Source organism: Mucilaginibacter ginsenosidivorans, from assembly GCF_007971025.1.
In the GTDB taxonomy this organism is placed as follows: Bacteria; Bacteroidota; Bacteroidia; order Sphingobacteriales; family Sphingobacteriaceae; genus Mucilaginibacter; species Mucilaginibacter ginsenosidivorans.
On the sequence record NZ_CP042436.1, the window covers coordinates 3,573,198 to 3,595,615 of the forward strand.

A 22,418-nucleotide genomic window follows, 5' to 3' on the forward strand; every position below is an offset into this window, starting at 1 on the left:
TATTGGGGATTTTAATGGTTTTGCAGGATCACATTTGATCGCTTAAATCATTAAATCGTGTTCTTATCTTCGCCTACTTTCTGCTGATCCGGCAGTTCGTTCGGACCAGGAATATTGGGTTGAGCATCGCCCTTTCCATCATTGTCAGCTGTACCTTCCTGGTAATTATTTGCGTCGTCTCCAGGCTTAAAGTTTGAGTTTTCAGGATGTTCCTCGGCAGGCTGGGTGCGGTTAAAATAAGCGTTGCCTTTGCCTGCGTTTCGGGACGGGTTATCTTTATCATCACCGGATGGCGTCAGGTTATTTTGGCCGAAAGCCTGTCCACCCATGCCCTGACCTTCCATTCCCGGAGCATTAGTATCTTTCATTTTACTATCGCCGAAAATGTAGTGCGTTTTAAGATCCTTTTCTTCCAGGTTGTTATCATCTTTAACACGGTAGGCGTCGGGCTTAGCTGAATTTTCGTTGTGCTGCGCATCGCGTTCGCGCCGATCAGAATGCGGTGTTTCATCTTCCTTTAACATATCTTAGAGTAATTGATACTAATACAATCGCAGATATTTTCAATTGTTTTAAAAAACCGCCTTTTTATTATTATGCATGCATAGGATTTATTTCTTAGTTTTATCCACCAATTATTATGTAAGCGATTTATGTTTGTGACCAAAGAAGCATCGTGCTGATCGCTTAAATCATTCGATCATGTTTTATATGAATAAAATTGTTAGCAATGCCGACGAAGCAATCCGGGATATACAGGACGGCATGACCCTAATGGTCGGTGGGTTTGGATTATGTGGCCTGCCCGAAAGTTGTATTGCTGCACTGGTAAGAAAAGGCATAAAAAACCTTACCTGTATCTCCAATAATGCAGGTGTCGATGATTTTGGCATCGGCCTGATGCTGAAGCAGCGACAGGTTAAGAAGATGATCTCGTCGTATGTGGGTGAGAATGCTGAATTCGAACGCCAGCTATTGAGTGGCGAACTGGAAGTTGAATTAATACCGCAAGGCACCCTGGCAACCCGTTGCATGGCAGCAGGTTATGGCATGCCGGCGATATTTACTCCTGCGGGTATCGGGACCGAAGTAGCGGAAGGTAAAGAGGTCCGTAATTTTAACGGTAAGGATTACCTGATGGAAATGGCCTTTGATGCGGATTTTGCTATCGTAAAAGCCTGGAAAGGGGACACAATGGGTAACCTTATATATAGATCTACGGCCCGCAATTTTAACCCGGTAATGGCTATGGCCGGCAGGGTAACAATTGCTGAAGTAGAGGAACTGGTGATGCCAGGCGAGCTGGACCGGGATCACATTCATACGCCAGGGATTTACGTCCATCGGATATTCCAGGGTGCCAATTATGAGAAAAGGATTGAACAACGTACGGTAAGAAAACATGCTTAATAAAGAAGGAATAGCAAAGCGAATTGCTAAAGAAATAAAAGACGGTTACTACGTGAACCTGGGAATAGGCATACCCACGCTGGTGGCCAATTACATCCCAGATGGTATCAGCGTCGTATTACAATCTGAAAACGGGCTTTTAGGAATGGGCCCATTTCCGTTCGAGGGTGAAGAAGACCCGGATACCATTAACGCAGGAAAGCAAACTATTACTACGCTGCCGGGTTCGGCGATATTTGATTCGGCAATGAGTTTTGGGATGATTCGGGCCAGGAAGGTTAATTTGACCATTCTAGGCGCAATGGAAGTTTCTGAAAACGGCGATATAGCGAACTGGAAAATACCGGGAAAAATGGTAAAGGGTATGGGCGGGGCCATGGACCTGGTGGCATCAGCCGAGAACATTATTGTAGCGATGCAGCATGTCAACAAAGCGGGGGAATCAAAATTATTGCCAAACTGCACCCTACCCTTAACGGGCGTCCACTGCGTTAAAAAGATAGTTACTGAATTGGCGGTTCTTGATGTGTTGCCCGGGGGCGGTTTTAAACTGTTAGAGCGGGCGCCGGGTGTAAGCGTGGAACATATAAAAGATGCGACAGAGGGTAAATTGATAATTGAAGGTGACGTACCTGAGATGGTAATATAGCTATAGTAATTTTGCTATGAACTATTCGCCACTAAGTACGTTCTCCCTTAATTCCCTGGATATTACCTCGGTCACCATAATGATCTCATCCGCTTGTTGTGTGTTGTTCACGATGACCTGGTGGCATTCGTCGCGGTAGGGCAGCAGGTATTCTTTATAAGCGGGCATTACATGGTTTTCCCATCTGTACAACACATCCTCGTGCGAATAGCCGCGTTCCTCCAGATCGCGCTTGAGGCGGCGGGATAATGCTACCTGTTCTTCAGCTTCGATGAAAATCTTGAGGTCTAGCTTTTCGGCGATCTCTTTGAAATGAAAAATAAAAAGGCCCTCTACGATCAGGATCGGGGCAGGTTTTATTTCCAGTATCTGCGGAACGATATCGAGATTGTTAAAGGTGTATTCTTCCTTATAAACCGTATGCCCATTGATCAGCAGGTTAATATCGTCTATTAATTGACCGTTGTTGATCGTTTTGGGCAGATCGAAATTATAGAGCGCGATTTCCTCCTTCGTCATGCCGGCTGCAACCGGATGGTAGTAGTCATCCTGGGAAACCAGGCAAACCTCATCAGCTGTAAAATGTTCAAGGAAACATTTCAGGAAAAAAGTTTTACCCGACCCGCTTCCCCCGGCTATTCCTATTATGAACGGCTTTTTTCCCATCAAAAATTATTGCTCGTTTGGTACACCATAGCTTAAGGTCACCTGGAAGCGTTTGTCCAACGCACCTAACGATTCAGCTACATTTTTGGTCATAACGATGATCACATCTTTGGTTTGCTCATTATCGGCAAATCGGCCCACAACCTTTGCGAACGTAGTACGGTTGGTCATGATATTGGTTATGCGGATAACCGTACCGATAGGAGCAGTGCGGTGCAATACCAGCTTTTTGTTAGGGTCAAGATTTTCGTCGTCTATCCAGGTAGCGGCACCCTTTTCGTCTTTTTCATATAAGCCGAATTTATTGGCACTGGCGTGGTAGGCTTCTATATTGCTGCTGTCCTGTGTAGAAACAACCATGGTTGTAGAGTCGCGTTTTGCCACAATACTATCTGTTGTATTAGAAGCCTGTGCCGGCGCAGCGGTTGTTTGGGTGGTAGCTGCCGCAGCCGGAGCGCCCTGAACATTGGCTTTGATGTTTAATATTTGGCCCGGCTGTATGTTATTAGAAGTCAGATTATTTTGCTTCATAATGTCATCCACCGTAGTATTAAAGCGTTTTGCTATACTGTACAGCGTCTCTTTGGGTGATACTTTGTACTGCGTTGGCGGAGTGTTGTCTGCCGGCTGTGGTTGCGGTTGAGGGGGTTGCTGAACCGGATTGGCATGTTGGACTACCTGTTGCTGTTCAGGCTGTTCTGCTTCGGTTGGTTGCTCTATTTCTTTCTTTTTATGTTTCTTTTCAGAAGAAGCGGTTTCGTGTTTCGGTTCTTTAAAAGGCCTGTCGGTAGGTATTTTTATAACATGACCGATGGTCATTTTGGCATTATCGTTATAAGCAATGATCTCCTTCGGCGGTACATGGAAACGGCGGCCTAATGAGTAATAGTTGTCTTTCTTTTTGATCTTGTAAACGATCACTTTTTTACCATTGTGGTTTTCAACACCGATAGAATCGACAACAGGTTTGGCAAAAACATTAATTGAAAATATGGTGAGTATTGCGGTTATCAGTAACAGTTTGAATTTCATCGTATTTTTAAAAGCATTTATAGGGTTAAAACTTTTAATTGTGAACGGTCTTTTAGGTAGATCAGCTGACTTTTATGTAGTAGGAACGATTCGGGCTGCAATTTTTGTATATAATCATTCAACAAATCTTCATATACCATCTCACTGTTCTTCATAATATACAAACGTTGCTGCAGTGTCCCTTCTGCAATCGCGTGCAAAGATACAATTCTCAAATTATTGTGGTCAAGATAATGAACTGTATTTTCTAAAGGATGTACTGGCAAGTGAAATGATGGTATTAATTCTGGCTCAGCATCTGACGGGAAAGCAAAAAAATTTGCCAGCTCAAGGTCCGCTAACGGCTCATATTTCCTTAGCATATTACCACTTCTTATATCGCCTGTCATCATTTTGGGCGGCTGTAGCCGCGTATCATATATTACTGGTCCGCTGATGCTCAAATGATCGAAAGCAAGATTGAAATTTTGCCATAATAACGCTCCGGTAAAAGCATCAAGAGCAATTAATCCTTTGTGAGTTGGGGCAGATTCCGACTGATAATTATGTAACAACAAAACACCGTCATAACCACATTCGATGCCGGTAAGCCACCGCTCTTCAGTTTGAATGTCTTTGAAGTTTACCTTTCCGGTTTTTAGGCTGATGGAAGAGAAAAATACTTTTTTATCGGCCGGGTCGCGGGTTTCAATAAATATGGTGTCGGTCAGACTGTCGATTTCCAATCGCCACACATTGGCTTTGAATGAATGAAGAATGAACGGCCACAGCATTTTACAAATATGGCATTTCGGTGCTTAGGTTTATATAGAAAGTAGCAAGGTGTTAGCTTTAAATTCATAAATTTGGCGCTCTAACATTTATATAATTATATGAGCAAAGGGATAATAAGTAAAGAGGAAGACTACTCGCAATGGTATAACGATTTAGTGATCAAAGCCGACCTGGCAGAATACTCGCCGGTTAGAGGTTGCATGATCATTAAGCCGTATGGGTATTCTATTTGGGAGAAAATGCAGTCGGTATTAGACGGCATGTTTAAAGAAACCGGTCATTCTAATGCATATTTCCCGCTTTTTATTCCGAAATCCTTTTTCTCGAAAGAGGCAAGTCACGTTGAAGGTTTTGCCAAGGAATGTGCAGTTGTAACCCACTATCGCCTAAAAAATGACGGTAACGGTAATATTATTGTTGATGAAGATGCCAAGCTGGAAGAAGAGTTAATTATTCGCCCAACATCGGAAACCATCATCTGGAACACTTATAAAGGTTGGATTCAATCCTATCGCGATCTGCCACTGTTAATAAACCAATGGGCCAACGTGGTAAGATGGGAGATGCGTACACGTCTATTCCTGCGTACTAGTGAGTTCCTGTGGCAGGAAGGGCACACCGCCCATGCTACCGCTGACGAAGCAATCGCAGAAACTGAGCAAATGCTTGGCGTTTATGCTGACTTTGCGGAGAACTGGCTGGCCTTACCGGTGGTACGTGGCCGTAAGACACCAAATGAGCGTTTTGCCGGAGCTTTGGACACCTATTGCATTGAGGCTTTAATGCAGGATGGTAAGGCCCTGCAGGCAGGCACCTCGCACTTTTTGGGGCAGAACTTTGCCAAAGCATTTGATGTGAAGTTTACTAACAAAGAAAATAAGCTGGACTATGTTTGGGCTACGTCATGGGGCGTGTCCACGAGGCTGATAGGTGCATTAATTATGTCGCATTCCGATGATGCCGGGTTGGTATTGCCTCCAAAACTGGCGCCGATACAAGTGGTTGTGGTGCCTATTTACAAGCATGAAGAAGAACTGGAAAACATCGCGACTTACGTGAAGGGGTTAACCAAAGAATTAAAAGCAAAGGGCATCACCGTTAAGTTTGATAACCGCGATACGCACCGCCCCGGTGCTAAATTTGCGGAGTATGAGTTAAAGGGAGTGCCATTACGGGTAGCCATCGGCAGCAGGGATATGCAGAATGGCACGGTGGAGCTGGCGCGTCGAGATACTAAAACAAAAGAAACCGTAAACCAGGGAGGTTTGGCTGCAGTTATTGAACAATTACTTGAAGATATCCAAGTTAACATTTATGCAAAGGCATTAAGCTTCAGGCAAGAAAACACGAAGGAAGTTGACAGTTACGAAGACTTCAGACGAATGCTGGATGAAGAGCCGGGTTTCCTGTCAGCCCATTGGGACGGTACCGCCGAAACCGAGCAACTGATAAAAGACGAAACCAAAGCAACTATTCGCTGCATACCTTTGGATAATAAACTGGAAGAAGGTAAATGTATCCGCACCGGCAAACCGTCGACGCAAAGGGTGTTGTTTGCACGCGCTTATTAAACGCGGAGTCCATAGCTAATGGTCGATAGTCCATGGCTTTGAACATTTAAGTTTTCACCATGGTCCATTGACTATCGACTATGGACCGTACCAAAGCACGCTATGAAATTTGCAACTAAAGCTATACATGCAGGGCAGGAGCCCGATCCGTCTACCGGCGCTATCATGACGCCTATTTATCAAACCTCAACCTACTGGCAGAAATCGCCGGGAGATAATAAGGGCTTTGAGTATTCGCGCGGTACGAATCCGACGCGTAAAGCATTGGAAGGTTGCCTGGCGGCATTAGAGAATGCCAAATACGGCCTTGCTTTCTCGAGCGGCATGGGCGCTACCGATGCGGTGATGAAACTGCTGAAACCGGGCGATGAAGTGATCACCGGGAACGATCTATATGGTGGTTCGTACCGGATATTTACAAAGATATTTGCTAATTACGGTATCAAATTCCATTTTCTTGATTTGTCGAACCCCCAGATAATTAATGACTATATCAATGAAAATACCAAATTGGTTTGGATAGAAACACCGACAAATCCAACCATGCAGATTATTGATATAGAGGCTGTTGCCAAGATCACCAAAACTACAGGTTTATTGCTTGCGGTTGACAATACCTTTGCTTCGCCTTATCTGCAAAACCCGATAGACCTGGGCGCCGATATTGTGATGCACTCGGTTACCAAATACATCGGCGGACATAGCGACGTAGTAATGGGTTGTCTAATGCTGAACGACGAGGAGCTTTACAAAAAGCTCTGGTTCATCTATAACGCTTGCGGCGCCACACCTGGACCAATGGATAGTTTCCTGGTGCTGCGGGGTATCAAAACACTGCACCTGCGCATGAAGGCGCATTGCGAGAACGGCCGTAAAGTGGCAGAGTTTTTAAAGACACACCCCAAAGTAGATAAGATATACTGGCCTGGCTTTACAGATCATCCTAATCATAACATCGCCAAAAAACAGATGATTGATTTTGGCGGCATGATCTCTATTACGCTGAAAGATGCTGATTTGCAAGAAACGTTCCGCGTAGCATCTTCATTTCATGTATTTTCATTAGCCGAATCACTGGGCGGGGTCGAATCATTGATCAATCACCCGGTAACGATGACACATGCTTCTATACCCAAAGAAGAACGCGAAAAAGCAGGTGTAGTGGACAACTTGCTGCGCCTGAGCGTAGGCGTGGAAGATATTGAGGATTTGATAGCCGATTTAAGTCAGGCTTTAGCCTGATAGTTGATTGTGTGAGTGGTTGATTAAGTTAGAATGGTGTTTCGCTGAGCTTATCTCTGCCAAATAATTAAAAATAACTTAATCAACCAATCTAACTTAGTCAACTCAATCAACTACATGATACAAAACCTCAAAGCTTTTCTCGATTCCAAAGTTGAGCAATACAATCAGCCTGATTTTATCAAAAATGATCCGGTATCCATACCGCACTTGTTCAGCAAAAAGCAGGATATCGAGATCATGGGTTTTTGGGCGGCAACCTTAGCCTGGGGGCAAAGGTTCACTATCATCAATAAATGTAAAGAATTAATTGGCTTGATGGACGGCGCACCCCATGATTTTATTATAAATCACCAGGAGCCGGATTTAAAGAAATTATTACGTTTTAAACACCGCACCTTTAACGATATCGATACACTGTATTTCATTTCATTTTTCAAGCATCATTATAGCCAACATGATTCACTTGAGGATGCTTTTATACCGCCCAGCCCCCTGAAAGGAGTAGAGGAATCGCTTAATTATTTCCGTTCTTATTTCTTTTCATTACAAGATTACCCAAACCGCACTAAAAAGCATGTTTCCGCACCATCACAAAAGTCGACATGTAAGCGGCTGAATATGTTCCTGCGGTGGATGGTGCGCAAGGATAGTTCCGGGGTCGATTTCGGTATCTGGAACAAACTGAAACCTGCTGACCTGATCATGCCCTGCGATTTGCATGTAGACCGTGTGGCACGAAAACTTAATCTTATCACCCGCAAGCAGACCGACTGGCAAACGGCAATAGAACTAACCGAACAACTAAAAGAGTTTGATCCATCAGACCCGGTTAAATATGATTTTGCTTTGTTTGGGTTGGGGATTGAGGAACGTTGGGGTGATGGGGCAGTTTTGCAGGATTTGTTCTAATTTTATGCTATGCGAAACTATACCGGAACAGACGCGGAAGAAATAGAACTGAGGCGATTTCTGATAGGGAAATCTGTAGAAACTTTGGCATTATTCGATCATTTAATCAACGAATTCCAAAAAATAGGCCCAGTCACCGTTCACCCAGCTAAAACCATGATCGGCTTAGCCAATTCGCATAAGCGGGTCGTTTATATTACCCAGTTAGGAAAGAATTTTATTCACGTGGTGTTTCCGTTCAAAGAACGATTCGAGGATAACTTGTGCTTCCAGAAAATAGCTCAAGTGCCAGGCGATGTGCAATGCAACCACCATTTTAGGATGCTCCATACAGATGATGTGAACGATGAGGTGCGAAAATTTATGAAAATAGCGTACGACAGCTAATCGGTGAAATCAACAATCAAAATCGGTGTAATCATACGCTAAGCTTCTTCCTTAAAGTAAACCTTGTAATAATTCATCGACTTGCCCTCGTCAAAACCTTTTTCTATCAGTTCTTTGTCGCCGTGAATATAAATATGAAAATTCCGGTCGAGCTTTAGCACACTTTTGTACACACGCTGCTGTTTTTTTACCGCGTTGGATGATATCTCGAATACATCGGCAATAGGCGATTCAAACTCCTGCTCGTACTGGCTTTTGTAGTTTTTAAACGACTCGATAGCCTGGGGGTTACCGATTACTTCGCCGGCAAATTCATCCATATCAAAGGTATCCTTCTCCTTAAAATACTTCATTGATTTATTCAACAGGTCGATCTTGTCGGCTTTGCTTAATTCGAACTCATCATCCAGCTTTTGAGTGACAAAGTTTTTATAGATGCCCAGGGCATTGTTGGTTTGATTAAAGCTATCGTTCCTGATCTTCAACTGTAAAAAATCGTCCTTCCAATAGGCAGCAGCATCATGCCCGCGGCTGGTATGATCGACAACCACAACTTTATAGCCATTCTCCTTTTCAATATTGAATATCAACACACCTTTATCCAGTTTATTAATATTGATGGCATTCTCTTCGTAATCTATCCCAAAGCCACCCTGGTCAGGATAAACTTTCAGGTAAATTTCCTTGTTCTCCGACTTGAAAATACCCATCGCATCCAGCAAATTACCTTCTATCTGTACCTGGCTGAAATAAGCCACATACAATTCCCCAGGTTTGATACTCGGATGATTAGATACATTGTACAAATGTTTGGCCACCTGTTCGGACATTTCATGGAACTTGTCTTTATCCTCGAAGGCTTGCGTGATAAAGTGATGTACTTCGTTCAGGCTGAGGTCGCCGCTTGTGTGCGTAAGGTGATAAACTTCGGTAGCCTTTTCAAACGGCTTCAGAAAATATTGTTTGAGTAATTGCGGTATTACCTCATTCTTAAAAGTAAGAGGTTCGTTAGATAGCGCATAAAATTCGTTTTGCGATTGGTTGCCGACGTGATGAACAGACACTGACTCCAGTGATGCTTCGAAATAAGTTACCATAATGGGGCGAAAGTAAGGAAATATTGTTGCGCTTCAGAGCGGCGCCTTTTTGGTCAGTTTTCCTATACGTGGGTCGCTGCGGGCTATCAGTTCGCACACTTTTATCGCAGCCTCTTCAAAATCATCGCGATCATCTTTGATCAGCCGCCAGTTCGACTCATAGATTTCACCGTTATCCAGCACATAGCCCACCATAGCCGGTATGTCTTTCTCCAGGCTTTGATGATGCTCCTTTGCGGTCGCTACCCAAACGCCGTTCATCTCCACCTCCTTAACAGACTTACGAAGCATGAGCATAAGTTTCGTGCCGAGGTAAATGTATTGCATCCCGAACATGGATTTGGTAACCACATTGTGCGGCAGGTAATCAAATACAAAATCAAAAGGGATAACTTTTGGCATATACAAAGTTAAGCCATAACATTTTACATTAAACGAATAAAAAGATTGGCGATAAATGGCGACTTTTGCGATCGAATGAACAAAGAAGAAACCATCGTTGCTCTTGCTACTCCGAACGGTGTCGGCGCTATTGGCGTTATCCGGCTATCCGGCCCGGATGCTATTAGCATAGCTGGTAGCGTTTTTAAAGGGAAAGACCTGACCAAGCAAGAATCGCACACCATCCATTTCGGGCAGATCATCGATGGCGACATTGTGCTGGACGAAGTTTTGGTTTCCTTGTTTATCGCACCGAGATCCTACACCCGAGAAAATGTGGTGGAAATTTCCTGCCATGGGTCGGGTTATATAATTGAGTCTATTATCAAACTATTGATAAAAAAAGGTGCAACAGGCGCGAAGCCGGGGGAGTTTACGCTTAGGGCATTTTTGAATGGTCAGCTTGATCTTTCCCAGGCGGAAGCTGTTGCCGATTTGATCGCATCAAACTCTAAAGCATCCCAGCAAGTTGCTATACAACAATTACGCGGCGGTTTCAGCAGCCAGTTGCAACAGCTGAGGGACCAGTTGGTGCAGTTTGCTTCGCTGGTGGAACTGGAACTGGATTTTTCGGAAGAAGATGTTGAGTTTGCTAACCGCGCCCAGCTAAAGCAACTTATCATCAATATAAACCAGGTAGTAAGCCGACTGATCGAGTCTTTTGAATTGGGAAATGTTATCAAGCAGGGGGTAAATACAGTAATAGCGGGCAGGCCCAACGCCGGTAAATCAACTTTATTGAATGCCCTCCTAAACGAGGAGCGTGCCATTGTAAGCCATATACCCGGTACTACGAGGGATACCATTGAGGAAATTCTAAATATCAATGGGATCAACTTCAGACTAATAGATACCGCCGGAATACGCGAAGCGACCGACGCGATTGAAAAGATGGGAGTGGAGCGGACCATGGAAAAGATCAGCCAGTCAGCTTTGCTGATCTACGTTTTTGATGCAGTGGAGATAACGATCGAACAACTGAATAATGACCTTAAACGTCTTCAAAAGCCGGGCATAACCATGCTGGTTGTCGCCAATAAAGCAGATCTCTTGACAAAGGAACAGCTACTATCGCTACCCCATAGCCAAAGCGCCATTATCATCTCGGCCAAATTGAAGCGTCATATTGATGAATTGAAACGTAAGATATACAGTTCAGCAGTAAAACATCAATTAAGCGGCGACGAAACTTTGGTTACCAATATTCGCCACCTGGAGGCGCTGCAAAAAACAGAAGCTGCATTAGCCCGGTTATTAAATGGCATGGAAACCCAGGTTACCTCCGACTTCCTCGCAATGGATATCAAACAGGCCCTGCATTACCTTGGTGAAATAACAGGCGCCGTTACAACGGATGATCTGCTGGATAATATCTTTTCGAAGTTTTGTATCGGCAAGTAAAAGCTGAAGGATTCAATTAGTTCTTGAACCAGTCCGAAGGAACTTCCTTTGGCTCCGATCCGTTGATGCTGTATTTTAATTTGAGCGTAAAGCCGCCTCCGCCTTCAATAAAATCAAGTACGAAGGGTTGTAAGCCCTTACTTAGCGCAACCTGGCCGTTTTTTTCGATAGCGGAATGCAGGCCATCGTTGTCAACTACCGTGCAGTTCGCTATTTTAAGTACGCCCCCGTCATCGCATGTTAAATAAAAGCTATATACTCCGTTGGCAGGGATGTCAATATATCCCCTGTAGGTTATGGCAAACGATGGAGCTTTCACAGTTGCGGGCACCGTAATCGTGTTGGTATCAAAAGTACTATCACTTTTCGCTGCACTGATGAGACTGGTTTGTTTAAAAAAGGCTTTGTAATAATTGCAAATCAAACCGGGTTTCGGGTTATTTAGTTGTATTGCCGGAGCGTACTCCTGTTTTTTGTAATTAAGCGTATAAATGTCGCCACGCAGGCCATTCGGCATAAAAGCAGCCAGTTTGATGACCTTGGATTGTTTGATAATTAGCGCCGCCTTCAGTTCTTGCGACGAAGTTTTTGGAAGGGTGCCATCCGTTGTATAAAATATCCGCATTTGCGGTAACGGTTTTTTAATGGTTAGCGTGTCTGCATCCGTAAAAACATTTTCATTGATTATCCCAGGCAGGTCGGGCAACCGGTAATGAACATTCAATACATCAAGGCGTTTATAGTTTAACTGCAAACGCTCCACGTAGGAGTCATAATTTCCTTGTTTGTTCGTCCAAAGCAGCTCAGAAAGAGCTGTCATCCTTGGCATATACATATAATCGGTTCGCTTTTCCGAAGGCAGGTTTTCGGACCATAATTCAGCCTGCGCGCCGATGATGTTTTTCGCTTCTTGTTCGTTCAGTTTAGCAGGGATTGGGTTGAAATGATATATCTTATAAAGCGAATATTGATCAGGCTGGTTATCAAAATAAAGGGGCTCTCCAGGCGCCATTATTACCGTGTTGCCATTTTTTACTGCTTTTACAGGAGCATCCGGCACCCAGCCCCGCCAGTACATAATGAGTGCCGTAGGACTTATGCCCCCTTCAATAACCTCGTCCCAGCCAATAAGTTTACGGCCTTTTGAATTAAAGAATTTTTCCATCCTGTTAATGAAATAACTTTGGAGTGCCGGAAGGTCCTTAATTCCCTCGCGCTGCATCAGGGCTTTACAAGCATCTGATTTTGCCCAGTCCGACCGATCGACCTCATCACCGCCGATATGGATATATTTGGAAGGAAAGATGTCCATTATCTCGGAAAATACGTTTTCGGCAAATTCAAAAGTACTTTCATTGCAAGGGCAAATGGGTTTTGAAAAAAGTTCACCAAATTTGTTTTCACCATTGCAGGTCAGGAATGGGTAAGCAGTAATGGCAGCCATCATGTGCCCCGGCATATCAATTTCTGGAATTATATCGATATGTCTGGCCGCAGCATAAACAACAAGGCCTTTCATTTGCTGCTGCGTATAAAAGCCCCCGTATAGTGTTTTACCGTCTTTATGAATAATATGCTCTGTATCGATAGCGAAATCAGGATTATCCTTTGATCTTTTCATGCAGGCCGAATCGTTTTTGTCAAAGGTGCGCCATGCGCCTTGTTCAGTCAATTTGGGATACTTTTTTATCTCGATGCGCCAGCCCTGGTCGTCTGTTAAATGCAGATGCAGTTTATTCATCTTGTAAAGTGCCATGATGTCAATAAACTTTTTGAGATAGCTCATAGAAAAAAAGTGCCGCGAAACATCCAGGTGCATACCCCTCCACGAATAGGCTGCATAGTCGGTAATGCTTAAAGCTGGCAGTATTACACTCTTGGTTTTTTTACCACTTTTATTCTCAATTTCAGCAGGAAGAAGCTGCCTTATTGTTTCTATTGCCCTGTATATGCCGACACTTTCTTTTGCAGAAATAGTTATCATTTTTCCGGTTATCGTAAGCGTATACCCTTCGGGGCCTTCGAGTGTTGGGTTGTACTTTATTTCTATGGCGTTGGCGTTTGTCTTGTTACTCGTTTTCTTAAGCGGTGTACCAAAAGCTTTTATAAAGAGGTTATTTAGTTGATTGACCTCACTAGCGAATCTATCGTGGTCGCCCCGAATAATTGTGGTAGCCGGGGTTGCCCTGAACGCGCCGGTTCCAGGAATAAGTGATTGAGGATAGGGGATGAGGTCGTATTTTGCCCCAACTGATTGTGCGTGTGTTATTTCAGACGCCCCGAAAATTGTACACAGGATCAAAAGAATGATGGTATTTATGGTGTTTTTCATCAAGAATGTTCTTACGTTAAATATTGCCTGGCTGTTTATGATAAATTAGTTTGTGTCAATAGGCACCAGGCGTTGTTCGGTATTCCAGCCGTTTATGGCTATTGCCGATTTGTTTTTTCCGTTGATGCTTTTGCAATCTACAATTATCGTTTTCTTCTCACCAGGTAATATGGTTACATAATTATCGCTGTAAAATACAGGCAACAGCCGCGACCCGGCTCCGGCATCTACCAGCGATATCCTGTTAAAAAATGCAGACGTGTTATTCTTTCCATTTTCAAGAGTTACTTCCACCAAACCCGGATGTATTGAACGGGCTTTAGCAAGCAGATTGCTTTGCTTCATTTTTTGCAAACCCGAATAATTTCCTGTATGATCGGCTATCCAATACAGGTTTTCTGTGATCGGCTTTTTTTCTTCATCAAGGAGTTGTAGTGAAAGGAATACCCCTTCTTTGGCCGCTATCTTGTCAATTTCGCTCTTAATTGAAAAATATCTTTTACTCGTAGTTGGACCGATGTCTGCAAACACTTGTGTCAACAGGTTTTCCCTGCCGGCCATATCATAAGTTTTCACCACCAGCATCATACTTCGCCTTGCTTTAAAAGTATTATTAACGGCCATTACCATACCGTTTACAGGGTTATACATGATGTGTAATGGCTCGCTCCCGTTATGCAGCCCGTATAAGCAGGCATTAGGGTCTAAGTAATAATCATACATTTGCCCGCGCATGGCCGTCCATGGGTTCTGTGTTTTCCAGATAATGAAACCCGTGTACCAATCCCACATGTGAGAGCTGAACCCTTCAGCCAGGCCCCGGTATTGGTCGTAGTTGACCAATTGTGCCTTGAACGCGAAATCTTCGGCATTCTTTGCTTTTCCATATTTACTTATGCTGGTATCGTAGCCAATGTATTTATGATAATCCCAAACCGAATCGGTCGTCGTTTTCCGGGTAACCTCATCATACACCGGTGAGATAAGGTTGTTTGCAGGAATAAATCTTTTAAGCGATTCATAATCGCTTAATCCAACCGATCCCACTTCAGAGTTGAAAGGGAAGGTTCGATGCTCCCAAAAAATAGATAAAGGCTGAATACCATAGGGCCCGTCTCCATTTCCACCTAAAGTATTATGAGACATGCTGTCGGAATTGGAATAATCTACAAACCAGCGGGTATTATCCAACCGGGGTAAAATCGTATCCCGTAAAGCGGTCAGAATATCCTCGGGAGGTGTTATTTCGTTGCCTCCGCACCATATTGCCAGCGAAGCGTGGTTGCGTACCATTTTAATCTGATCTTCTGCTGACTGAAGAAATAATTTATGGTCATCAGGGTATTTTCTCCTGGCCCATTGATCGTCCAACTTCATCGGGTCCTGCCAGCGCCCGTTGCAATCGCCGGAGCCCCAAAGATCCTGGAAAACCAGTATACCGTATTTATCGCAGGCATCATAAAACTCCGGACGTTCAATCATTGCACCACCCCACACCCTAATCAGGTTCAGATTCATGTCCCTGTGAAAACGTACTTCTGCATCGTATCGTTTGTCTGACAGACGCAACATTTCGTCAGATATGATCCAGTTACCGCCTTTTATAAAAATTTTCTGACCGTTTACTTCTATTTGCCGGCTCCCGGTATGTTCGTTAAATTCAGAACTTAATTGTCGTACCCCGATCTTAAGGACACGCCGATCAGATACTTTTTGGCCATTTGTTACAAGGCTTACTTTTATATCATACAGGTCCTGCGGGCCATAGCCATTAGGCCACCAAAGTTTTGGATTTTGTAACTTATAATCATCAAAGCTTACAGATTGGGAAGACATCGGCTTTAAGGAAACCCTTTTAGAAATGATCTTGCCGTCAAGTTCGTACTTCAATACACCGGTTACAGCGACGGCCGATGCATTGTTAAGCTCTGTTGAAACTTGAATTATGGCAGGTTTTTGCGGGCCTTGCGGAAGCCTTATACCAGGCACTAAGGTGATGATATGTGTATCTGTAATGCGAACAGGTCCTGTTTTTTCGATAGTAACCTTATCCCATATACCAGTGTTACGGTCCCTTACCGGCTGAATCCAGTCCCACCCGGCAGTGTATTGCAAGCCAACGTTCCTGGCGATAGTGCCGTCGCCTCCCTGCCCGCCATTCGGGTTGCCTGCTACATCCGGAGGGTAAACCAAAACAGCAAGGCGATTGCTGCCGGTTTTTCCCAAATAAGACGTGATATTATAATTAAACCTTAAAAACATGCCCTTTTGTGCCGTTTTATTGAGCTTATGGCCATTCAGGTAAATGTTGCATGAATAATTTACCCCCCTGAAGTTCAAGTACACCTGTTCGCCTCTCTGAACAGGCGCTTCTCTGAAATCTTTAACAAACCAGTATGTATAATATTCGCGTCCTGTTTTATATATATCTTGTATTTGCTGATTATTCATTCCGAAAAATGGATCGGGAACTTTTTGATTATACAGAAGCGTCGTTAGGACAGTTCCGGGTACGACAGCGGGCATCCAGGCGGCTATACTGAATTTTGTATTTGAAAGCTCGTAACCTGTATTTTTTAAATTGCCTGCCGGTGCGCATTTCCACCCGCTGTTTAGCTCATAACTGGTTTGGGCATAGCCGGTGGACAGCGATAGTGTAAACAAAAGATTGACAAGAATTAATTTTGACTTTTTAAGTTTCATAAATATTTGTTGTGGCATTATCTGTAAGGTGCGGATTAGTGGTTTTAGAATAGATGGGGTGAAATATCGGTATATCATTTAATAATCAGGCAGGTAGAAAATATAAAACATTGTACTTAGTGTATTTAAAACACCAGCAATAAATTCAAAAAATGACTTTTTAAGGTAATGATTTTGCTTAATTCCTGGCAAAAAAATGTTTAAATTGTTTTTAGTCTACATATAATAGGTTCTGGGGTGAAAAATAAGCCATAGTGAATCAGTTTTATGTTCTGATTGGACAATTTTTGGGGCCAATTTGCCTACACGGGCGATAAATAATCTTCAATAAATGTTTTATTAACATTATTTTTTATAAAGTTGGAAATATATCTTAAATTTTGTTGCAAAGTTGTTACATTGCATCGCAATTAGATTGCATAGCAAAGATTGTTTGGGGCATGTAAATTGGTTGTTTCTTGAAAATTGATAAAACAAATACTTTAAGCCTGTGGAAAAAGGTGTGTTTTGAGAACGATCTCAAGGCGTTTGAGTTATTGTTTCATATGCTCAATACACGGCTTATCAAATTCTGCGTGTTTTATATCGGGCAGAAAGAAACAGCAGAAGAAATTGTATCCGATATTTTCGTAAAATGCTGGAATAACCGAAAAGAGCTGATTAATATCGATAACCCTGAAACTTATCTATTCGTTGCGGTAAAAAATCAGTCTTTTAATTACCTTAAAAAATTCTCGAATATTCACCTCGTCCAAATAGAATCGTCGGACAGGGTTGAATTTGTAAATACTTTCGACCCTGAAAAAGAGATGGAACGAAAAGAGCTTCATTTTCAGCTCGACCAGGCGATCGCGTCACTGCCGCAACAAGCCTGCATCGTTTTCAGGCTTATCAAAGAAGACGGCATGAAATATAAAGAGGTAGCCGAAATTTTGAATATTTCGCCGCGTACTGTTCAAACACAACTTTTCAGGGCTATCAAAAAGTTAAGTGTAATTCTTGCGGCTCACCAATCAACGTCAAGGTCTACAATTGAACCCACTGCGAATGTGCCTTTTATCGGGTTGACGTCCTGATAACTTACCCCGCAATCGGCAAAAAAAATATTTTTTTAAAACCTGTAGGCAATTTGCAATAAAATTTTGTCCTAGCTCAAAACAGGCATTCCATTTAATGGTAAACGACAGATTTATTGAGTTACTCAGTAAAAGACTTTCAGACGAGATCGGCGAAAGTGAATTGGCAGAATTGAATAAGATTCTGGCTGAGGATGAGGAATGCAGGCAACAGTACAATTTCTTCAAAGGATATTGGATACAGGACCAGGAAAAATATTCTAACGATGAACTGATATTTCAGCGGGTCAAAAGCCGTATTGATATAGAAGAAATTCAGGATGATCCTGAACAAGAGACAGGCCGTGTGAAAAGAATGCCTATCATATGGCGCAGTATCGCCGCAATATTATTGTTGGGTCTTTGCGTTTTTTTGTATCATTATTATTCCGCTTACTCTTATAAAAGCACTTTAGCACCAACCATAACAGTTACTAAAACGCCAAGCCGTTCTAAGTCGAAAATTTATTTGACAGACGGGTCGGTAGTTACGTTGAACTCGGAAACAGTATTAAAGTATCCTTCTGCTTTTACAGGTCCAACCCGCGAAGTGTATTTAAGCGGCGAGGCTTTTTTCGACGTAGCTAAAGATCATACCCATCCGTTTATCGTGCATGCCGGTAAAATGAATATCAAGGTGTTAGGTACGGCATTTAATGTCAAATCATATTCCAACGATAAGAATATTGAAACTACATTGATAAGAGGTGCGATAGAAGTGACTTTATCTGACAGACCGTCGGACAGGATCATTCTAAAACCCAACGAAAAACTGATATTAAATAACACGACTTTTCAAAAGGAGGGGACTAAAAGGTTGACCGCGCTGCCTGAAGAGGTTAATACCAATTACTCGCTTACCCGCTTAACCCATTTAAAATCAAATGACACAACTATTGTGGAAACTTCGTGGGTTAATAACGAGCTTGTGTTTAAGGATGAAGCATTTGGCGACCTTGCCAACCAGATGGAAAGATGGTATGGCATAAAATTCAAATTTAAAAACGACGACACCAGGGACTATCATTTTACGGGCGTATTTGTGAAGGAGAATGTTTTCGAGGCATTGAATGCGCTGAAATTGATAGAATCTTTTAATTACAAGTATAAAAACGAAACAGTTTATATCTATTAACCCTAATTAAATTAAGAGCATATGGATTGAAAAAAATACTCAAAAACAGGAACGGGAGCTACTGATAGTAACTCCCGTGAAAGATGAAAATCCGATAATTAATCACGCTACGGTCTCTGGAACCGACTGTAGCTATTTAATCATTCACCTTTAACAGTAAAAGTATGAAATATTTTAAACACCTGAAGGGTGTAAGAGATAAATATTGGCTATTTAAGTCTCTATTGATAATGAAATTGATATTTGTGTTTTTGGTAATATTCAACCTGCAATCATTAGCTAATGTTTATTCCCAGCAAAAAGTAACCATAAACCTGAAATCGGCCGATTTTAAAAAGATCATCTCTGCTATTCAGGATCAAACGAATTACCATTTCGTTTTTAGTGAACGTAAAATACCCCCTGCAAAAAACATTTCGATTAATGTACAGAATGAAAATGTTACCTCTGTTCTTGATCAATTGCTCGCGAATTCCGAGTTTACCTACACTCAATTGAGTAATAACCTGATAGTTATTACCGGTAAAAATGATGTTGTTAACAACAAAGTGGTTACCGGTAAAGTGGTTGACGAACAAGGAGTTTCGTTACCCGGCGTTTCCGTTAAGGTAAAAGGAACTACTACCGGGACAGTTTCTGATATTAACGGTGGGTTTTCCATCAATGTGCCGGATGACGCGGTATTGGTAATTTCTTACCTCGGCTACGAGACTCAGGAAGTACCTGTAGGCGGTAAGACATCTATTACCGTAACACTCGTTGCATCAAGCAAAAGCCTTAACGAAGTTGTGGTGACGGCTTTGGGTATCAAGAAAGATGAAAGAAAATTAGGCTATTCAGTATCTACGGTAAACGGCAGCGATCTGGATAAAGCTAAAGAATCCAACGTAGCCTATTCACTTGAAGGCCGCGTTGCAGGTTTAAGTATCAGCGGTACCAATGGTGGTCCTGGTTCATCAGCCCGTATTTTGTTACGCGGTGTGACCAGTTTCAGCGCAGGTTCGCCTTTATTTGTTATTAACGGCGTGCCAATGGATAACACTCAAAGAGGCGCATCGGGCGAATGGGGCGGTGCTGACTATGGGGACGGTATAGCCAACATCAATCCGGACGATATTGAGAGCATGACCGTTCTGAAAGGACAGGCTGCATCGGCTCTTTACGGTTCTCGTGCTGCCAACGGCGTTATCCTGATAACTACCAAAGGTGGTAAGAAGAATTCTAATTTCGGTGTTGAATTTAACACCAACTACCAGGCAGATAAACCGGTAGATAACACCGATTTCCAAACTACTTACGGCCAGGGCCAATTCGGCAACAAACCATTAAATGCTGCCGACGCTCTGAATGATGGCAGCCTTGCATGGGGTGCCAAACTCGACGGCTCTATGGTGCCGCAGTTTGATGGTAAAGACCATCCATATTCATTGCCATCGAAAAACTATATCGGTTTTTACAGAACAGGATACACTTTCACTAACACAGCTTCATTTACAGGCGGTAGTGAAACAGGTGCTTTCCGTTTATCAGTATCCGACCTGAATAACCATTCTATTGTACCTAATAGTGGCCTGGACAGGAAAACATTCAACTTCAACGGTTCGCAATCGGTAACCAAAAAGTTCGATGTAAACGTAGTGGCAAACTACATCGTTGATAATGAAAACAACAGACCAGGTTTGAGCGACGGTCCGGGTAACCCGAATAACGTTCAGTTTATAGCTCCGAACGAAGATTACCGTATTCTTGCGCCAGGTTATGACGCTACAGGTAAAGAAACCTCGTTTACGAACGATATCTATGTTACAAACCCTTACTTTGCTGCTTACAAATTCTCGAGCGTAACAAGCAGGACACGTTTGATAAGCTCGTTGTCGGGTAAATACAACATCCTTAACTGGTTATACCTGCAGGGCCGTTTGGGTTATGACAATATCAACGACAAGCGAATTGACATTACGCCGACCGGAACTGCTTATGTAAGCGGAAACGGTAGTATATCACAGACCAACAGCCAGATAACAGAATTGAACTCTGACGTGCTGATCAATGCAAAGCACGACCTGATCAAAAACTGGGTTAATTTAGATCTGTCTGTGGGTGGTAACATCCGTAAGAATACGGTTGACGGCACCAATATCAACGGTGGTAACTTTATTATCCCTTACTTCTACAGTTTGACCAACCTTCCAAGCAGAAGCAGTGGTTATTCGGGTACACCTGGTCAGTTGCAGACAAACTCGGCTTACTATACTGCTGACTTTGCCATCAAAGATTACCTTGTGCTAAGTACAACAGGCCGTTATGACGTTTACAGCACCCTGCCATCGAGCAACCGGAGTATATTTTCGCCGTCTGTTTCAGGTAGCTTTATTTTCTCTGACCTGTATCACATCAATGGCCTCGACTTTGGTAAGGTGCGTTTATCTTATGCACAAACCAGCGGTCAGCCTGCAAACCTGTATGCAACTGCGGTATATTATAATATCAACAACTCCATTAACGGCATCCCCGCAGGTGGTTTCAGCCAGCAGTTACCAAACTTGTTCTTAAAACCATATACATTGGACGAAATTGAAGCTGGTACCGAAATGAAATTCTGGGGCGACCGTTTTGGATTTGACCTGACCTATTTTGCACGTAAAACGCATAATGAGATAATCAACGGCAGTATCGACATCTCGAGCGGTTATACAAACCAGTATCTGGGTACAGGATCTACTCAAAACAGGGGTATCGAATTAGAAATTCATGGTACACCGTACCGGACATCAGATTTCAGCTGGACACCATCATTTAACTTCACTTACGTATCCAACAAAATTTTGCACACCGACGTGCAGAACAATAATGTAGGTTTCGGAACGTATCGTCCGTTGAATGCCAGCCTTGCACTTGTTGTAGGTATGGCAGGCCCGCAGGTAATGGCTAACGATTACAAGCGCGATGCATCGGGCCAGATAGTTTATGATTCAAGCGGCTTGCCTGAAGCAACCGGGTTGAAACCAATGGGTAGTACAGTACCGAAAATTTATGGTGGTTTGAACAACAGCTTTAATTACAAGCAATTCAATTTATCATTCCTTGTTGATTACCGGTTTGGTAACAAGATACTGTCTGCAACCAACTATTACGCAATTTACCGCGGTTTAGACAAAATGACTCTTCCCGGTCGTGATGGTGGTGTTGTAGGTGCAGGTGTGACTGAATCCGGTTCAGCAAATACTACAAATGTTAATGCACAAACCTATTATCAGGCTTTGGCCCAAAGAGTTTCGGCTCTGAACGTTCTGGATGGCAGCTTTATAAAACTGCGCCAGGTAACTTTTGGTTACTCTCTTCCAAAAAGCTTGATGGTTGGAACTCCATTTAGCACAGTTCAGCTGTCTTTCGTAGCTCGTAACCTGTGGACCATTATGAAGCATACTGATAATATCGATCCGGAATCCGGCTTCTCTCCTGACATCAGGTATGCCGGAATCGAAGGCACAAGCCTACCATCTACCCGGACCTTTGGCTTAAACTTAAACTTCAAATTTAAAAACTAAAAG

At 42.9% G+C, this 22,418-nt stretch carries 18 protein-coding genes; 10 read left to right on the top strand and 8 right to left on the bottom strand.

Going from position 1 to position 22,418, the window contains the following annotated elements; genetic code table 11:
• Nucleotides 1-50 precede the first annotated feature (50 nt).
• On the bottom strand, nt 51-524 hold the full coding sequence (locus FRZ54_RS16395) for a hypothetical protein (RefSeq protein ID WP_147032661.1): 474 nt from the start codon (nt 522-524) through the stop codon (nt 51-53).
• 187 nt (nt 525-711) lie between these two features.
• Between FRZ54_RS16395 and FRZ54_RS16400 the strand changes: the two genes are divergently transcribed.
• Nucleotides 712-1,410 (top strand): CoA transferase subunit A, encoded by a 699-nt coding sequence (locus tag FRZ54_RS16400; RefSeq protein ID WP_147032662.1) that lies wholly within the window; start codon nt 712-714, stop codon nt 1,408-1,410.
• Nucleotides 1,403-2,059, top strand: coding sequence for a 3-oxoacid CoA-transferase subunit B (locus FRZ54_RS16405; RefSeq protein WP_147032663.1), 657 nt, complete (start codon nt 1,403-1,405; stop codon nt 2,057-2,059). Before FRZ54_RS16400 ends, FRZ54_RS16405 begins: the two co-directional genes overlap by 8 nt.
• Nucleotides 2,060-2,080: 21 nt before the next feature.
• On the opposite strand, the gene FRZ54_RS16410 is transcribed toward FRZ54_RS16405, so the two are convergent.
• Genes FRZ54_RS16410 through FRZ54_RS16420 form a run of 3 tightly spaced genes read right to left on the bottom strand, consistent with a single transcriptional unit; the run spans nt 2,081 to nt 4,530 of the window.
• Complete coding sequence (locus FRZ54_RS16410) at nt 2,081-2,725, bottom strand: uridine kinase family protein (RefSeq protein WP_147032664.1); 645 nt, start codon at nt 2,723-2,725, stop codon at nt 2,081-2,083.
• Between the two features lie 6 nt (nt 2,726-2,731).
• Nucleotides 2,732-3,757 carry a LysM peptidoglycan-binding domain-containing protein gene (locus FRZ54_RS16415; protein ID WP_147032665.1) on the bottom strand — a complete coding sequence of 342 codons (1,026 nt, stop codon included), beginning with the start codon at nt 3,755-3,757 and terminating at the stop codon, nt 2,732-2,734.
• Between the two features lie 17 nt (nt 3,758-3,774).
• The gene (locus FRZ54_RS16420; protein ID WP_147032666.1) at nt 3,775-4,530 is read right to left on the bottom strand and encodes a DUF4905 domain-containing protein; all 756 of its coding nucleotides are present in this window, start codon (nt 4,528-4,530) and stop codon (nt 3,775-3,777) included.
• A gap of 99 nt (nt 4,531-4,629) precedes the next feature.
• Here FRZ54_RS16420 and proS point away from each other — a divergent pair, with 99 nt between their 5' ends.
• The 4 genes from proS (at nt 4,630) to FRZ54_RS16440 (ending at nt 8,643) form a co-directional block, all read left to right on the top strand.
• Nucleotides 4,630-6,102 (top strand): proline--tRNA ligase, encoded by a 1,473-nt coding sequence (gene proS, locus FRZ54_RS16425; protein ID WP_147032667.1) that lies wholly within the window; start codon nt 4,630-4,632, stop codon nt 6,100-6,102.
• Between the two features lie 102 nt (nt 6,103-6,204).
• Entirely contained in the window at nt 6,205-7,344 is a 1,140-nt protein-coding gene (locus FRZ54_RS16430; protein WP_147032668.1) for a cystathionine gamma-synthase, read from the top strand.
• 117 nt (nt 7,345-7,461) lie between these two features.
• Nucleotides 7,462-8,256 (top strand): TIGR02757 family protein, encoded by a 795-nt coding sequence (locus tag FRZ54_RS16435; protein WP_147032669.1) that lies wholly within the window; start codon nt 7,462-7,464, stop codon nt 8,254-8,256.
• Between the two features lie 9 nt (nt 8,257-8,265).
• Nucleotides 8,266-8,643: a DUF5655 domain-containing protein gene (locus tag FRZ54_RS16440; RefSeq protein WP_147032670.1), complete on the top strand. Its 378-nt coding sequence runs from the start codon at nt 8,266-8,268 to the stop codon at nt 8,641-8,643.
• Nucleotides 8,644-8,681: 38 nt separating this feature from the next.
• Here the strand turns inward: FRZ54_RS16440 and FRZ54_RS16445 are convergent, their stop codons facing one another.
• Both FRZ54_RS16445 and FRZ54_RS16450 read right to left on the bottom strand, forming a co-directional pair.
• On the bottom strand, nt 8,682-9,740 hold the full coding sequence (locus FRZ54_RS16445; protein WP_147032671.1) for a nucleoid-associated protein: 1,059 nt from the start codon (nt 9,738-9,740) through the stop codon (nt 8,682-8,684).
• A gap of 33 nt (nt 9,741-9,773) precedes the next feature.
• Nucleotides 9,774-10,142, bottom strand: a complete 369-nt coding sequence (locus FRZ54_RS16450) for a hypothetical protein (protein ID WP_147032672.1) — start codon at nt 10,140-10,142, stop codon at nt 9,774-9,776.
• Nucleotides 10,143-10,217: 75 nt separating this feature from the next.
• Here FRZ54_RS16450 and mnmE point away from each other — a divergent pair, with 75 nt between their 5' ends.
• Nucleotides 10,218-11,582, top strand: a complete 1,365-nt coding sequence (mnmE, locus tag FRZ54_RS16455) for a tRNA uridine-5-carboxymethylaminomethyl(34) synthesis GTPase MnmE (RefSeq protein WP_147032673.1) — start codon at nt 10,218-10,220, stop codon at nt 11,580-11,582.
• A 16-nt stretch (nt 11,583-11,598) separates the two neighbouring features.
• Here mnmE and FRZ54_RS16460 read toward each other — a convergent pair whose 3' ends face one another.
• Together FRZ54_RS16460 and FRZ54_RS16465 are read right to left on the bottom strand one after the other, a co-directional pair.
• The gene (locus FRZ54_RS16460) at nt 11,599-13,914 is read right to left on the bottom strand and encodes a family 20 glycosylhydrolase (RefSeq protein WP_147032674.1); all 2,316 of its coding nucleotides are present in this window, start codon (nt 13,912-13,914) and stop codon (nt 11,599-11,601) included.
• A 45-nt stretch (nt 13,915-13,959) separates the two neighbouring features.
• Nucleotides 13,960-16,617 (bottom strand): glycoside hydrolase family 2 protein, encoded by a 2,658-nt coding sequence (locus tag FRZ54_RS16465; protein WP_147032675.1) that lies wholly within the window; start codon nt 16,615-16,617, stop codon nt 13,960-13,962.
• Nucleotides 16,618-17,075: 458 nt separating this feature from the next.
• Here FRZ54_RS16465 and FRZ54_RS16470 point away from each other — a divergent pair, with 458 nt between their 5' ends.
• The 3 genes from FRZ54_RS16470 (at nt 17,076) to FRZ54_RS16480 (ending at nt 22,415) form a co-directional block, all read left to right on the top strand.
• Entirely contained in the window at nt 17,076-17,693 is a 618-nt protein-coding gene (locus FRZ54_RS16470) for an RNA polymerase sigma-70 factor (protein ID WP_147032676.1), read from the top strand.
• Nucleotides 17,694-17,790: 97 nt separating this feature from the next.
• Nucleotides 17,791-18,867 carry a FecR family protein gene (locus tag FRZ54_RS16475; RefSeq protein ID WP_147032677.1) on the top strand — a complete coding sequence of 359 codons (1,077 nt, stop codon included), beginning with the start codon at nt 17,791-17,793 and terminating at the stop codon, nt 18,865-18,867.
• Between the two features lie 164 nt (nt 18,868-19,031).
• Nucleotides 19,032-22,415 (top strand): SusC/RagA family TonB-linked outer membrane protein, encoded by a 3,384-nt coding sequence (locus FRZ54_RS16480; RefSeq protein WP_147032678.1) that lies wholly within the window; start codon nt 19,032-19,034, stop codon nt 22,413-22,415.
• Nucleotides 22,416-22,418: the final 3 nt, after the last annotated feature.

Bases quoted from the DNA above. Each gene is read 5' to 3' on its own strand.
- FRZ54_RS16400 (WP_147032662.1), top strand. From the start codon at position 712: ATGAATAAAATTGTTAGCAATGCCGACGAAGCAATCCGGGATATACAG.
- FRZ54_RS16445 (WP_147032671.1), bottom strand. From the start codon at position 9,740: ATGGTAACTTATTTCGAAGCATCACTGGAGTCAGTGTCTGTTCATCAC.
- FRZ54_RS16395 (WP_147032661.1), bottom strand. From the start codon at position 524: ATGTTAAAGGAAGATGAAACACCGCATTCTGATCGGCGCGAACGCGAT.
- FRZ54_RS16475 (WP_147032677.1), top strand. From the start codon at position 17,791: ATGGTAAACGACAGATTTATTGAGTTACTCAGTAAAAGACTTTCAGAC.
- FRZ54_RS16410 (WP_147032664.1), bottom strand. From the start codon at position 2,725: ATGGGAAAAAAGCCGTTCATAATAGGAATAGCCGGGGGAAGCGGGTCG.
- FRZ54_RS16480 (WP_147032678.1), top strand. From the start codon at position 19,032: ATGAAATATTTTAAACACCTGAAGGGTGTAAGAGATAAATATTGGCTA.
- FRZ54_RS16460 (WP_147032674.1), bottom strand. From the start codon at position 13,914: ATGAAAAACACCATAAATACCATCATTCTTTTGATCCTGTGTACAATT.
- FRZ54_RS16415 (WP_147032665.1), bottom strand. From the start codon at position 3,757: ATGAAATTCAAACTGTTACTGATAACCGCAATACTCACCATATTTTCA.
- FRZ54_RS16430 (WP_147032668.1), top strand. From the start codon at position 6,205: ATGAAATTTGCAACTAAAGCTATACATGCAGGGCAGGAGCCCGATCCG.
- FRZ54_RS16420 (WP_147032666.1), bottom strand. From the start codon at position 4,530: ATGCTGTGGCCGTTCATTCTTCATTCATTCAAAGCCAATGTGTGGCGA.
- FRZ54_RS16450 (WP_147032672.1), bottom strand. From the start codon at position 10,142: ATGCCAAAAGTTATCCCTTTTGATTTTGTATTTGATTACCTGCCGCAC.
- FRZ54_RS16440 (WP_147032670.1), top strand. From the start codon at position 8,266: ATGCGAAACTATACCGGAACAGACGCGGAAGAAATAGAACTGAGGCGA.
- proS (WP_147032667.1), top strand. From the start codon at position 4,630: ATGAGCAAAGGGATAATAAGTAAAGAGGAAGACTACTCGCAATGGTAT.
- FRZ54_RS16405 (WP_147032663.1), top strand. From the start codon at position 1,403: ATGCTTAATAAAGAAGGAATAGCAAAGCGAATTGCTAAAGAAATAAAA.
- FRZ54_RS16435 (WP_147032669.1), top strand. From the start codon at position 7,462: ATGATACAAAACCTCAAAGCTTTTCTCGATTCCAAAGTTGAGCAATAC.
- FRZ54_RS16465 (WP_147032675.1), bottom strand. From the start codon at position 16,617: ATGAAACTTAAAAAGTCAAAATTAATTCTTGTCAATCTTTTGTTTACA.
- mnmE (WP_147032673.1), top strand. From the start codon at position 10,218: ATGAACAAAGAAGAAACCATCGTTGCTCTTGCTACTCCGAACGGTGTC.